10 protein-coding genes and 1 other annotated feature are annotated in these 13,988 nt (G+C 39.6%); of the genes, 5 read left to right on the plus strand and 5 right to left on the minus strand.

The genetic code is table 11. The annotated features are described in order from the left end of the window. The first annotated feature begins 89 nt into the window (after positions 1 to 89). From argC to argD, 4 genes are all read left to right on the plus strand, one after another. Complete coding sequence (gene argC / locus LS41612_RS06245; protein ID WP_024363765.1) at positions 90 to 1,124, plus strand: N-acetyl-gamma-glutamyl-phosphate reductase; 1,035 nt, start codon at positions 90 to 92, stop codon at positions 1,122 to 1,124. A gap of 87 nt (positions 1,125 to 1,211) precedes the next feature. Then, positions 1,212 to 2,444: a bifunctional glutamate N-acetyltransferase/amino-acid acetyltransferase ArgJ gene (gene argJ / locus LS41612_RS06250; RefSeq protein WP_024363766.1), complete on the plus strand. Its 1,233-nt coding sequence runs from the start codon at positions 1,212 to 1,214 to the stop codon at positions 2,442 to 2,444. After that, entirely contained in the window at positions 2,407 to 3,171 is a 765-nt protein-coding gene (gene argB, locus LS41612_RS06255; protein WP_024363767.1) for an acetylglutamate kinase, read from the plus strand. Before argJ ends, argB begins: the two co-directional genes overlap by 38 nt. Before the next feature lie 65 nt (positions 3,172 to 3,236). After that, positions 3,237 to 4,367 (plus strand): acetylornithine transaminase, encoded by a 1,131-nt coding sequence (gene argD / locus LS41612_RS06260; protein WP_024363768.1) that lies wholly within the window; start codon positions 3,237 to 3,239, stop codon positions 4,365 to 4,367. A 152-nt stretch (positions 4,368 to 4,519) separates the two neighbouring features. On the opposite strand, the gene LS41612_RS06265 is transcribed toward argD, so the two are convergent. Beyond that, positions 4,520 to 5,401 (minus strand): NAD-dependent epimerase/dehydratase family protein, encoded by an 882-nt coding sequence (locus LS41612_RS06265; RefSeq protein WP_024363769.1) that lies wholly within the window; start codon positions 5,399 to 5,401, stop codon positions 4,520 to 4,522. A gap of 91 nt (positions 5,402 to 5,492) precedes the next feature. Next, positions 5,493 to 8,552 (minus strand): transglycosylase domain-containing protein, encoded by a 3,060-nt coding sequence (locus LS41612_RS06270; RefSeq protein WP_024363770.1) that lies wholly within the window; start codon positions 8,550 to 8,552, stop codon positions 5,493 to 5,495. A gap of 102 nt (positions 8,553 to 8,654) precedes the next feature. After that, positions 8,655 to 8,858 (plus strand) — a binding site (T-box leader). A 71-nt stretch (positions 8,859 to 8,929) separates the two neighbouring features. Between LS41612_RS06270 and tyrS the strand changes: the two genes are divergently transcribed. Next, positions 8,930 to 10,198, plus strand: coding sequence for a tyrosine--tRNA ligase (gene tyrS / locus LS41612_RS06275; RefSeq protein ID WP_024363771.1), 1,269 nt, complete (start codon positions 8,930 to 8,932; stop codon positions 10,196 to 10,198). A gap of 74 nt (positions 10,199 to 10,272) precedes the next feature. On the opposite strand, the gene LS41612_RS06280 is transcribed toward tyrS, so the two are convergent. From LS41612_RS06280 to rpsD, 3 genes are all read right to left on the minus strand, one after another. Beyond that, a complete protein-coding gene (locus tag LS41612_RS06280; RefSeq protein WP_024363772.1) occupies positions 10,273 to 11,082 on the minus strand; it encodes a cobalamin-binding protein in 810 nt (269 codons plus the stop codon). Positions 11,083 to 11,205: 123 nt separating this feature from the next. Beyond that, entirely contained in the window at positions 11,206 to 12,411 is a 1,206-nt protein-coding gene (locus LS41612_RS06285; RefSeq protein WP_024363773.1) for an iron-containing alcohol dehydrogenase, read from the minus strand. An 842-nt stretch (positions 12,412 to 13,253) separates the two neighbouring features. Further along, the gene (rpsD, locus tag LS41612_RS06290) at positions 13,254 to 13,856 is read right to left on the minus strand and encodes a 30S ribosomal protein S4 (protein WP_024363774.1); all 603 of its coding nucleotides are present in this window, start codon (positions 13,854 to 13,856) and stop codon (positions 13,254 to 13,256) included. Positions 13,857 to 13,988: the final 132 nt, after the last annotated feature.

Raw genomic sequence — 13,988 nt, forward strand, 5'->3', positions numbered from 1 at the left:
AAGAAAATACTAGGATTAAATAAAAATTCAGTTGACTTAATATTTATGCAGACGTATACTATTTTTAACTTATTTTAGAGGTGAGTAGAATGAAAGTAGGAATTGTTGGTGCAACAGGTTATGGAGGGTTAGAATTAATTCGTTTTTTACATAATCATCCAGTGGTTGAACAGATAGATTTATTTACATCTTCTGAAGAAGGTGTCGTTTTTTCTTCGAAGTTCGGACATTTAGTAACAATTATAGATTCGCCATTGCAAAAAATAGATTATGAAGCATTATCGAAATTGGATGTCGTATTTGCAAGTACGCCTTCGGGTGTGACAAGTGAGTTATTACCACCTTTAGTTGGAAAAGGTCCGAAGTTAATTGATTTATCAGGTGATTTTCGTTTAAAGAATCCAGCAAGTTATGAACAATGGTACGGCAAAAAGGCAGCACCACTAGAAATTATTGAGCAAAGTGTTTATGGCTTAACAGAGTGGAATGCGCATAATGTCAAAAATGCCTCTCTTATTGCGAATCCAGGATGCTATCCAACAGCTGTTCTGCTGTCGTTATTACCTTTATTAAAAGCGCAATTGATCGACCCGAATTATCTCGTTATTGATGCGAAAAGTGGTATTTCTGGTGCTGGCAATAAACCATCGCAAACAACGCACTTTAGTGAAGTGAACGAAAGCTTCTCCATTTATAAAACAAATACACATCAACATATTCCAGAAATTGAGCAAGCCATTTCAATGTTTGCCAATGTGGAGACGACCATTACTTTTAATACACATTTAGTTCCAATGACACGAGGTATTTTATCGACAGCGTATGCACCCGTAATGCCTGGCATTACTGAGGAACAATTAGTGACTTGCCTACAAACAACATATGAAAAACATCCATTTGTCCGAGTGATAACAGATATTAATAGCCTTACTACAAATCGTGTGAAGGGCTCTAACTATTGTGATATTTTCGTAAAAGTTGATAGCCGTACAAATCGAGCAACCATTGTTGCAGTTATTGATAATTTAGTTAAAGGTGCTGCTGGGCAAGCGATTCAAAATATGAATGTACAATTGGATTTACCACAAACAACAGGCCTAGATGTCGTGCCATTGTTCATTTAAGTGCCAGTCACCTAAACGATTTTGAATATTTAGAATTGTTTTGGTGCCAGTCACCAGTCACTCTTGAAACTAAGGAGGAATTAGTTTATGACATTAACAGCGTCAACAAACATTATGAAAAAATTATCAAGTAAAAACATCGTATCGCCCAAAGGGTTTAAAGCAGCGGGGTTACATTGTGGATTAAAGCATAAGAAAAAAGATTTAGCCATTTTAGTTAGTGACGTACCAGCAAGTGTAGCTGGCGTATTTACTACAAATGCGGTTCAGGCAGCACCATTAAAAGTAACGAAAGAAGTTGTTTACACAACAAAAAAAATGCAGGCAATGATTGTCAACTCCGGTAATGCGAATGCTTGTACGGGTAAGCAAGGTGTAAAGGATGCGCAAACAATGCAAGCTTTAACCGCTGAAAAGTTAGGGATTGCAGCAAATTTAGTTGGTGTGTGCTCAACGGGTGTAATTGGTGAAATTATGAATATGGAGCCAGTAGCTAGCGGGATATCGCAACTACAACCAAAAGATTGCTTAGAGAGTGCAATTGATTTTGCACAGGCCATTATGACAACTGATACTGTTATGAAAAATACAAGCTATAGCACAATCATTGATGGCAAAGAGATTATTATTGCAGGTGTAGCGAAAGGTTCGGGAATGATTGAACCTAATATGGCAACAATGCTAGGTTTTATTACAACAGATGCGAATATTGAATCGCATGTATTACAAGCAGCTTTATCAGATATTACGAACCTAACATTTAATGCCATTACAGTGGATGGCGATACATCGACAAATGATACGGTCGTCGTGATGGCAAACGGTGTAGCTGGCAATAATTCTTTAACATCAGCACACCCTGATTGGCATAACTTCTACTATACCTTAAAAACCGTGGCACAAGACTTAGCCAAAATGATTGCAAAAGATGGAGAAGGTGCAACGAAACTAATTGAGGTGGAAGTAGAAGGTGCTATTTCAGATGACGAGGCACGTAAAATCGCGAAAACAGTAGTTGGGTCGCCACTTGTCAAAACAGCTGTATTTGGTTGCGATGCGAACTGGGGACGTATTATTGCAGCGGTTGGCTATAGTGGCGCGACAGTTGACCCTGACAAAATTACCATTCAAATTGGTGGCGCAACAATGGTTGAAAACGGAGAGCCAATTGCCTTTTCAGAAGATGAATTAATCCAAATTTTAAAAATGCATGAAGTTAAAATTCACGTGTCACTTGGCATAGGTGAAGGCAAAGGGCATGCTTGGGGATGTGACTTAACGTATGACTATGTTCAAATCAATGCATCATACCGCTCGTAAACGCATGGTGATTAAGCTAGGTGGTAGTACGCTTGAAGGCTTAAATGACGATTTTTTTGACAATTTTAAAAAGCTACAAGAGAGTGGCGTTGAACTTATTATTACACATGGCGGCGGCCCTGCTATTAATCGGGAGCTAGCTGCACGAGATATTGAATCTCATACATTAAATGGTATTCGCGTAACGAGTGAAGCAGCAATGGATGTTGTCCAGTCTACATTAATCGGGAATGTTAATCCTGCGCTAGTACACGAGTTAACAACAGCGGGGATTGCGGCAGTCGGTTTAAATGGCTTTGATGGGCAATTACTTATAGCAGACTTTTTAGACAAGGACATATACGGCTTTGTAGGTGAGATACAATCCGTGAACACATCGCTGTTAGAAGCATTAATTGCTGCTGGAATTGTGCCAGTCATCGCGTGTGTTGGGGCGAATCTAGAGGGTCAAGCGCTTAATATTAACGGAGACACTGTGGCGAGTGAAGTAGCTCTCGCTGTGGGAGCGGAGAGTTTACTTCTTGTTACGGATGTCTCCGGTATTCGTATTCAAGGCGACTATCAAACAGAAGTAACGCCTTCATTAATAACACAGTGGATTGAGGAAGGTCATATTTACGGTGGGATGATTCCAAAAGTGCAAGGGGCACTCGATTGTCTAAATGCAGGAATTCCATCAGTGCAGATTGTTGGAGATACATTAGTAGGTACAACGATTTTGCCGTAAGGGGAAGGGATGGACGTCATGTTGTGGAGATGACGTCCTAAAAAATAACTTGGGGAGCTGATAGAATGAGTGCTTTATTTGGAAACTATGGCAAACGTCGTGCACAAATCGTAAAAGGGCAAGGAACTGTTGTGGAAGATGCTAGTGGCAAAAAGTATTTAGATTTCACAAGCGGCATTGCTGTTGTTAGTCTTGGGCATGCACATCCTGCTATTGTCAAAGCGATTCAAGAACAAAGTGAAAAACTTTGGCATATATCGAATTTATTTGATATACCTGGGCAAGAAAAAGTTGCCCAAAAATTAGTGGCAGATACACATTTGAAGTATGCGTTTTTCTGTAATAGTGGTGCTGAAGCTAATGAAGCGGCCATCAAACTAGCACGTAAGCATACTGGAAAACATCATATCATTACTTTTGAAAAATCATTCCACGGTCGCACGTTTGGCGCAATGTCAGCAACTGGTCAAGGTAAGGTACATAATGGATTTGGACCACTTGTCGATAAATTTACAACACTTCCATTCAATGATGTAGCGGCACTTGAGGCAACCGTTGACGATTCAGTTGCAGCCATTATGCTGGAGATGATTCAAGGTGAGGGTGGTGTTAATAGTGTAACGCCTGAATTTGCAGCTGCTATCGCCAAAATTTGCGAAGACAAAGGTGTTTTATTAATTGTCGATGAGGTGCAAACTGGTATTGGAAGAACAGGGACGCGCTATGCATATGAGCAAACCGTGTTACAACCAAATATTGTGACATTAGCAAAAGGCTTAGGCGGAGGATTCCCAGTGGGAGGAATGTTAGGTACAGCAGAGTTCTATGACACATTCGGTCCAGGGACGCATGGTACAACATTTGGTGGGAATCCATTAGCAATGCATGTTGCGGAAACGGTCCTTGATTATGTATTTGAGCCAAGTTTTTTAGAAAATGTGCAAGACTTATCTTCATATTTTGTGAAGCAATTGCAAGCCAATTTACCAACAAGTTATACGGTACAAGGGCAAGGATTATTACTTGGAATCGGTTGCGGTGAAGCGGAAGTAGCGCCTTATATTACAGCAGCGGAGGAAAAGGGGTTACTACTGGTAGGCGCAGGCCCAAATGTCATTCGACTTTTACCACCGCTTACAGTGACTAAAGCAGAGATTGACGAAGCTGTACAAATTTTAAAAACAATTTTACGATAATCTATCGTTGGCTTGTAAACTACTATAGATAAAACGAAAAAAGTGTTAGGTTGACTGCAATCAATCTAACACTTTTTTGCTTTGCTATCCGTTTTATGGCGGTTGTTTTCTGGAAGTTTTCCTAGCGATTCACTAGCAAGTGGAGCGATATTTTATTGGAGTTGTTTCACTAATGTCGTAACAAGACTCGGAAGCCAATCGTTTAAATGGCTGAATTTAAAGCCTGCTGCTTCTGCTTTTGCATTCGACATATACCAATGTGTTGGAATGCCATAAGGTGATTGTGATGTTTCATCACCGCCAATAAGTGATACTTTGGCTTGTTTTCCTGTTTCCTGCTCAATAAGTGCAAGTAATGCCTGTAAGGAAATAGTACCTGTTGCTGTGGCGTTATACGGACCTTCAATCGGTGCAGTTCCAGCAAAATATAAAAATGCTGCTGCTTCATCGTCGGTAATATAACTCATTTTTGCTTCAATATTTGGCATGGATATTGGTTGGCCATTTAAAATGCGCTCAACATGGAAATGTAACCGACGAGTATAGTCATGTTCACCAAGGACAATTGGGAAACGTACAGCGACAACTGGAAATGTTGCTTCTTTAAAAAGGACAGCTTCTGCTTGCCGTTTGCCTTCACCGTATGTGAAATCATCTCTATCGCCCATACGAATCTCGTAGTCATACGGATTAAAATCAGTTTCAGATTTCATCTTTCCATCTGCTTCATACGTCGAGAGCGTTGAGGTAAAGACGAGCTTTTTAGTTTTATTTTGTAATATTTGCGCAATTTTCTGGGCTTCATTTGGAGAGTAACAAATATTATCGTAGACGATATCCCATGTTGTAGTAGCGAGTGCTTTTGTCAATGCTTCAACATCATTGCGATCAACCGAAAGCTGTTGAACTTGTGCTCCAAAAGGATTGCCACTTTGACCGCGAGTTAAAATCGTAACGTCATGGTTATTCTCAAGGCAAAGCTCCACCAATTTTTTACCGAAAAAGCGTGTGCCCCCTAAAACTAGAATGTTCATGTTATCTACCCCTTTGTTTAGTAGTCCTCTTAATAATGACAAAAAAATAGGCTTACTACAATTGAAATTTCAATGTAGTAAGCCTAAATGATTATTCTGTAGGTGGTTCTGTAGGTGGTGTCGTCTCTCCGTTATTTCCTCCAGTAGAGCCAGAGCCATTGTTAGAGCCGTTGCCACTAGAGCCGGAACCATTGTTACCATTAGAGCCGTTGCCACTAGAGCCAGAGCCATTGTTAGAGCCGTTGCCGCTAGAGCCAGAGCCATTGCCACTAGAGCCGTTGCCGTTAGAGCCAGAACCATTGCCACCAGAGCCATTATTGCCAGAACCATTGCCATTATTCCCATTGACTGGTGGAATAGGAACGTCTGGCGTCGTTGGTTGTTCGCCTTTGTCCTCTTCTTCTGGTTTTGTCTCACTACCACCTGTTGACGCAACATTTGACTGTGGTGAAGTTAAACCAGTAATATCAACTGCTACAACTACATACGCTTGTCCGCTTGCGACGGTTATACTTTGCGTTGCTTCTAGCACCGAAGTAACTAGTGTGTTACCACCATTTGTTACATTATAAATTCGATAGCCTACCACATCATTAGATGAGCTACTCCAAGATAGTGTATTGCCTGAAATGGATGCTGTTACAGCCGCTGGCGGACTACCATCTGCTGGGAAGTCGACAGCTGATACAGATGAATTTGATAGTGATGAATTTTTAGGAAGTAGGCTTGCAGGGTTCCCACCCAGTCTACCTAACATCCGTTTAATAAAGGCTTGGTTAATACCAGCGCCACTAGATTTTACAAATTCTGCTGGTGTGTTTGGATGTGCATTATACGTTTTACCTTTAATTGTTACGACGCTTGATGAAGCGAGGCTATCATCAGGTCGTGACGGTAAAAATACTTTCGCGTTAAATAAATCTGAGCGTACCAATCCTGCATTTGCACAAGCGGCAGAAGGTGCTAGACCAGAAATACCACAGAATGAAGCAGTCACAACATTTTTTGGTGCCTTAAAGTTTGAAGGAGCATCAATTAATTTAGGATCTACATCATACATAGAATTCATTAAAGTACCCCATAGCTTGTTAATACGTACACTTGGTTGTAAATACGTGTTATTAAAGGCATAAAGTGAGCGTTGTTTATCGTAGCCCATCCATACACCAAGTGAAACATTTGGATTATAGCCTACTAACCAGACATCATTATAGTTTTGGGAAGTACCTGTTTTAGCTGCAAAATCAGAAGAGAATTTTAATGTATTTCTTGCAACTGTACCTGTTCCTTTTGTTAAAACATCTCGTAACATATCCGTTACGATATAAGATGTCTCAGGGCTAAACACTTGTACAGGTTCAACTTTATGTTGGTAAATAAGATTTCCATCTTGGTCTTCGATTTTTTCAATCATATAAGCATCGATAAATTGACCACCGTTTGCAAAAGTTGCAAACGCATTTGTATTTTCTTCAACAGTTGTACCTATTTGTAAAGCACCAATCCCTGTTGAAGGATTTGTATAGTCTTCAGGTTTTAATTGTGAGAAGTCCATTTTTGCTAAAAATTCAGCGGGACGTCTATTTAAAATATCATAGTATAAGCGTAGCGCTGAAATGTTTGTTGAGTCAGCTAACGCTTCACGTGCTGGAATAAGACCACGCTCATCGTTCGTCAAATAGTTCGTTGGACTCCAATCGCCAATAGAGAACTTGACGTCAACTAATGGACTTCCTGCACCAATTACGCCATATTCAATGGCTGGGGCATAGACAAGTAATGGTTTCATAGTTGAACCGTTCGAGCGGTAAGCTTTAGTAGCGTGGTTTAATTGATTTATTTTAAAATCACGACCACCTAGGAAGCTTAAAATTCGACCTGTGCTATTTTCGATTAAAATACTACCAACTTGAACAGGCATTTGCACATCGATTTCCTCACCTGTTACAGGATCTTTGCCTTTACCCGTATATGTCTGACCGTAGTATTTAAAATTATCGGCTGCTTTTTGCATAGCATCAAACATATCCTTGTTGATAGTGGAATAAATACGATAACCTTTTGAACGAATGTCTCGGTCTGCCAAAATCGAATATTTTTCTTGTAATTTTTCTTCCGTTTTTAAACGTTCTGAATCAATACCATCTTCATTGGCTAGTTTTTCAGCAATAATTTCTTTTGCTCGTTCCTCTAGCTCAAACGTTAACCATGGATAACGATCCTCTGGACGTGCTTCTGGTGTACGGAAGTCTGCTGTAATGTCATATGCGAGCGCATCTTCATACTGTTTTTCATTAATGTAGCCAGCTTCATTCATGCGGTAGAGCACCGTTTTCATACGATCGATGCCTAATTTTAATGCTTCTTCACTTTTTAGCACACCTGTATTTGTAAATGGTGTGTAAGTATACGGTGCCTGAGGAATACCAGCTATGTAAGCGGCTTGAGGAAGCGTTAAATCCTTTGCTTTCACATTAAAAATACCTTCAGCTGCTGTTTCAATACCTGCGATATTACGCCCTGTTGCATTTCGACCATAAGGAATAATATTTAAGTATGCCTCTAATATTTCTTCCTTTGTCATAAAGTGCTCTAAGCGCATGGCAAGTAGCAGTTCCTTCGCTTTTCGCTCATAGGAAACTTCATTTGTTAACACTTGGTTTTTAATAAGTTGCTGTGTTAATGTAGAGCCACCTGTCTGTGTGGCAGAGTTTGTAACGTCTTGCAGCAATCCTCGAATAACAGCTTTTGGAACAATTCCATTATGTTCACGGAAATATTCATCTTCCGTTGCGAGTACTGCATTAATTAAGTCAGGGGCTACTGCGCTAAGAGACGTTTCACGACGTTCTAAATCTGTACGCAATTTTCCCATATAAATATCGTTGGCAAAATAAATTTCACTTGTTTCCTCATAGTTGAAGATAAGGTTTCGTAACTCTTCTTTCGAACGTAAAGGTTCTTCTTGTACAAGTGAGGCAAAATAGCCGGCGCCAACAGAACCAACAAATACAGTGCCTACCAATGCAAAGACTAAAAATAGTAAAAATAAGTTCCAGACGACGCTGCCTGAAATACGTAATGTCTTCATCCATTTTTGTTCGAGAAATGCATCGATCTTTACATTGATTTTCTCAATCCAATCCTTCAAGGTATCGACCTCCTAAAATCTTGTTTATTATAGCATATAATGAATTGTCTCGAACATAGTTATTGACATTGAAAGAGAATCGTATAGAATAATGCTTATAGTTTTCTAGTGATGAAGAGTTTGCAGTAGTATCTATATTCCCTGTTTAGAGAGCCAGCGGTTGGTGAAAGCTGGTCATAATGTAGAGACGAATTACGTACTTGGAGCTTAGACGTGCGCGCCTGCGATAAAGGCGGCTGAATGAAGAGGAAGATGGATGACATCTTCAAGCTGGGTGGTACCGCGTTAGTTATTAACGTCCCTGCATGCAATTTGTTGCGTGTAGGGACCTTTTTGTTTCTACACGCTAAAAGATGACAATTTAGGAGGAAGAAACAATGACAAACGAATTATTACAAGATTTAGAATGGCGTGGATTGTTGTACCAACAAACGGATGCTGAAGGTATGGCAAAACTTCTAGCAGAACAGTCTGTTTCTCTATACTGTGGGGTAGACCCAACCGCTGACTCAATGCACATCGGTCACATCGTCCCTTTATTAACGCTTCGTCGCTTCCAAAAAGCTGGCCACCGTCCAATTTTACTTGTTGGTGGAGCAACAGGAATGATCGGGGACCCTTCTGGACGCTCTGAAGAACGTCAGCTTCAAACAGTGGAGCAAATTGACAAAAACGTGCAAGCCATTCGTGGACAATTAGAGCGTATATTTGAATTTGCACAAGATGGAAATGGCGCGCAACTTGTTAATAACCGTGATTGGATTGGGGATATTAGTACAATTGAATTTTTACGTGATTACGGGAAATTAATCAATGTTAATTACATGTTAGCAAAAGATACAATTGCTTCACGTCTTGATACAGGTATCTCATTTACGGAATTTGCTTATACATTAATTCAAGGTATTGATTACAATCACTTGTACAACAATTACAATTGTCGCATTCAAGTGGGTGGTTCTGATCAGTGGGGCAATATTACAACTGGTTTAGAAGTTATTCGTAAAACACATGAAGAAGAAACAAAAGCATTTGGTATTACAATTCCGTTAGTAACAAAAGCGGATGGTACGAAATTCGGTAAAACAGCTGGTGGTGCTGTATGGTTAGATAGCAAAAAAACATCTCCGTACGAATTCTACCAATTCTGGATTAATGCTGCGGATGCGGATGTTATTAAATACTTAAAAATCTTTACGTTCTTAACACGTGAAGAGATTGAAGCATTAGCTGTGTCTGTGGAAGAGGAACCTCATTTACGTAAGGCACAAAAAGCTTTAGCGGGGGAAATGACACGCTTAATCCATGGTCAGGAAGCGCTAGACCAAGCTATTCGCATTACGGCTGCATTATTCTCTGGCGATTTAAAAGCACTTTCAGCACAGGAAATGAAGGATGCATTTAAAGATGTTCCTTCTATTGAAATGGCCAAAGAGGCAAAAAATATCGTAGATTTACTTGTGGAAGGAGGGATTTCATCTTCAAAACGTCAAGCTCGTGAAGATGTGACAAACGGTGCCATTAGCATAAACGGTGAAAAAATCACAGATTTAGAATACAACGTCGATGCAAAAGACCGTTTAGAAGATGCCTTTAGCATTGTACGTCGCGGCAAGAAAAAATACCATATGGTCAAATTTGTTTAGGTGTCAGGCACTCAAACAATTTTCACACAATTCAACCTCCCTTCGAATGGATCACTTCGAGGGAGGTTTTTGTTTTAACATTGTAAGAAATTAGGTAGAGTGATTTGCTGATAGCTTTCAGGGTGTAGCAGTTGAGCAAGTTTAAGTGCACCTTCCACTAATCGAGGGGATGGACGGCAATACAACCATTCCTCCATTACATACACCTGTTGCAATTGAACCGCTTGTAGCTCATTAGCACATGGTCGCTTTAATAAATGAGCTGGTTTAATTCGCTCATAGGCAACACCTACCCACGCCATCAGTATATAATCTGGATTACGTCGAACAATTTCTTCCCACTCTGTTTGGACATTCGCTAACTCGAAATCATGAAATAAATTTTGGCCTCCAGCAAGTTTGCTAATTTCGGTTAACCAATTAACTTGACCAGGTGTGAAAATAGGATTTGGCCACCATTCCCAATATAAAGTAGGGTGAGTGGAAACCGTTTGTGCCACCGCTTGAAGCTGGGCAATAAATTGTAAATATTCCGTTGCAACTTTTTGGGCGTGCTCCGTTACGCCACAAGCAGCACCTAGTGTTAGAAGATCTTGCGCAATTTCGTTTAACGAGTTGGCATTAAAAACAATGTGGGGAATGTTCCTTTCCTGTAATGCCTCTATATTTTTTTCCATGCCTGGTACACTTAATGAGGCAAGTACTAAGTCGGGCTGCAATGCTTCTAATGCATCCATATCAATTGATAAATCGGGACCAAGCTTTGGTAATGCCTGCACAGATGAAGGCCAATCTGAAAAATCATCAACACCTACAAGTTGATGGGTCAATCCTAAGTAAGCAACAAGCTCTGTATTGCTTGGACAAATGGAAATTAAACGCATATGTTTCCCCCATATCTTTTTAAGAAAAGTATAGCTGTCACTAGGCACACATACAACAGGGGAATGTTTTTTTTTCACAGAAAAAGGCATGCCTCAAGGAGACACGCCATTGTTTTTAATATTTTAAGACAGTGCAACCGCTTCAAGTGACTCTGTTGGTTTCCCTACAGGTCCCATTGCAGCAGTAATAATTTGTTTAATGTCCTCTAATGTTGCTTTACGAGGATTCGTTGCAGCACAAACGTCTAGCATTGCATTTTTAGCTAAAATTTCAATATCTTCATCCTTCGCACCTAACGCACGGAAGCCACTTGGGATATTTAAATCTTTTGATAATTTTTCAATGGCAGTAATTGCTTTTTCAGCAGCATCACGTTTGCTAATCCCTTCAACATTTTCACCTAATAACTCAGCGATTCGAGCAAACCGCTCAGTACGTGCTGTTAAGTTGAAGCGGCACACATGTGGCAGTAAAATCGCATTACATACACCGTGTGGTAAGTTGTAGAAGCCACCTAATTGATGAGCAATCGCATGTACATAGCCAAGTGAAGCATTATTAAATGCCATACCCGCTAAAAATTGTGCATACACCATTTGCTCACGTGCTTCTAAATCAGCACCGTTTGCGTAGGCACGAGGTAAAAATTCAGGAACTAGCTGAAGTACTTTTTCTGCACATGCATCAGTAATTGGTGTTGCATTAGTCGATACAAACGATTCAATTGCATGTGTTAATGCATCTACACCAGTTGCAGCTGTTAGAGCTGGAGGTAAGCCAATCATTAACTCTGGGTCATTAATCGATACAAGTGGTGTCACATGTTTGTCAACAATCGCCATTTTTACTTTTCGAGCAGTATCTGTGATGATTGTAAAACGTGTCATTTCGCTTGCTGTACCAGCAGTTGTATTAATCGCGATTAATGGCACCAGTGGGTTTTCTGATTTGTCAACGCCTTCATAATCATGAATGCGTCCACCATTCGAAGCAATAAGTCCGATACCTTTTGCTGCATCATGTGCACTACCGCCTCCAAGCGATACGATAGAATCACAGTTTTCGGCATGATAAACAGCAATTCCATCTTCAATGTTTTGATCTGTTGGATTTGGTTCTGCTTTAGGGAAAATTGCAACATCAATTCCAGCTGCTGTGATGATGTTAGCAATTTGTTCTGAGAGACCTAACTTGTGTAAGCCCTCATCTGTTACGATTAATGTCTTCTTCACTTCTAAATCATTTAAGCGCTTACCAACTTCTTGAATTGCTCCAGGTCCAAATAAGTTTGTTTTTGGCATTACAAATTGCTTTAGAACGTCTGACATATTTCCAACCCCTTTGAAATAATTGTTATTGCTTGAATGATGGCGAACCACCTTCCGAAATCCATATTATTCTATTTTTTTTGAAAGTACAAGACGTATTTTTATTAAAATTGTTAATTTTACCACTGTTATTATTTCACAAAAAAGTAAGTTTGGAATTGAGATAGTAAAAGATAATAAGGAGTAGGAAGGTTGATTTAAATATGTTTTAAGAAATGCTATCGTATAAAAATAAAATATATTTTTTGGTATTTTGTTCTATTTTACACCTTGCTTGAATAGTAAATAACTGATATTTGATTGTTAATATATTAATAGTGTTTACGTTGTTTGGTATGGGAATAATTGTTATTTTAATGTACGGAAAAATAAGTGCTTTTTATTTAATATAATATTTAGGATGGAACAGTAAGTAAATCTCGGTGCCAGGCACGCAAACAATTCTGATAATTCACTTCAATTTATGAAAAAACATTGAGTGGGTTGTGGGGAAGAAAGTCGCAAGTGAGAGAAATCTGACTTGCGGCTTCTTTGTATTTTTACTGCTAAACGTACATTCGGCAATTATCAGGTACAATGGGGCCTACCGTTGTATCCAGTGCTAAGTACACAAACAAAGTAATAGTTTTATAAAAACGCTGATGCGGCAACACTTATGCTATTACGCAGCTATTTCTATGCACATGTTTCGCCAGTTAGTCCCATTGTAGTCCCAATTTGCCCCCAATTAATGTTATTTTGTGCTCGGAATTGCATGAATAAATAAAAATAAGAAAAGCCCTAGAAACCTTTGCAACAAGGTTTCTAGGGCTTTTTGTGTTGCTAAATGCAACGAAGGTTTATTAACGAGAGTAGAACTCTACGATGAATGCTTCGTTGATTTCAGCAGATAGTTCAGAACGCTCTGGAAGGCGAGTGAATGTACCTTCTTTTTTATCTGCATCAAAAGTTAAGTAGTCAGGTACGAAGTTGTTTACTTCGATCGCTTCTGTAACTACAGCAAGGTTTTGAGATTTTTCACGAAGAGAAATCGTTTGACCTGGTTTAACGCTGAATGATGGGATATCAACGCGTTTGCCGTCTACTAAGATATGACCGTGGTTTACTAATTGACGAGCTCCACGACGAGTGCGAGCTAAACCTAAACGGTAAACTAAGTTGTCAAGGCGAGTTTCAAGAAGGATCATGAAGTTTTCACCGTGAACACCTTTCATTTTACCAGCGCGGTCGAATAGAGTACGGAATTGACGTTCGTTCATGCCGTACATGTGACGAAGTTTTTGTTTTTCTTGAAGTTGTAAACCGTATTCTGATAATTTTTTACGTTGGTTCGGGCCGTGTTGACCTGGTGCGTAAGGGCGTTTTTCGATTTCTTTACCAGTACCGCTTAGTGAGATACCAAGACGACGTGATAATTTCCAAGATGGACCTGTATAACGAGACATATTGTTGTCTCCTCCTTTAAATTTGGTTTTTTTGTTGTAAAACAAAAACCAGTAGTACCCATTCTTATACGCATTTTATTTTCATGTATTTTCGCCTATGCAGCCGTTAGGTTACACAATACACCATCTATT

Source organism: Lysinibacillus sphaericus (genome assembly GCF_002982115.1).
Lineage (GTDB): Bacteria > Bacillota > Bacilli > Bacillales_A > Planococcaceae > Lysinibacillus > Lysinibacillus sphaericus.

Coding starts and splice junctions, on each gene's coding strand:
- argJ (WP_024363766.1), top strand. CDS start 1,212: ATGACATTAACAGCGTCAACAAACATTATGAAAAAATTATCAAGTAAA.
- argD (WP_024363768.1), top strand. CDS start 3,237: ATGAGTGCTTTATTTGGAAACTATGGCAAACGTCGTGCACAAATCGTA.
- LS41612_RS06285 (WP_024363773.1), bottom strand. CDS start 12,411: ATGTCAGACGTTCTAAAGCAATTTGTAATGCCAAAAACAAACTTATTT.
- LS41612_RS06280 (WP_024363772.1), bottom strand. CDS start 11,082: ATGCGTTTAATTTCCATTTGTCCAAGCAATACAGAGCTTGTTGCTTAC.
- argC (WP_024363765.1), top strand. CDS start 90: ATGAAAGTAGGAATTGTTGGTGCAACAGGTTATGGAGGGTTAGAATTA.
- LS41612_RS06265 (WP_024363769.1), bottom strand. CDS start 5,401: ATGAACATTCTAGTTTTAGGGGGCACACGCTTTTTCGGTAAAAAATTG.
- rpsD (WP_024363774.1), bottom strand. CDS start 13,856: ATGTCTCGTTATACAGGTCCATCTTGGAAATTATCACGTCGTCTTGGT.
- tyrS (WP_024363771.1), top strand. CDS start 8,930: ATGACAAACGAATTATTACAAGATTTAGAATGGCGTGGATTGTTGTAC.
- argB (WP_024363767.1), top strand. CDS start 2,407: ATGACTATGTTCAAATCAATGCATCATACCGCTCGTAAACGCATGGTG.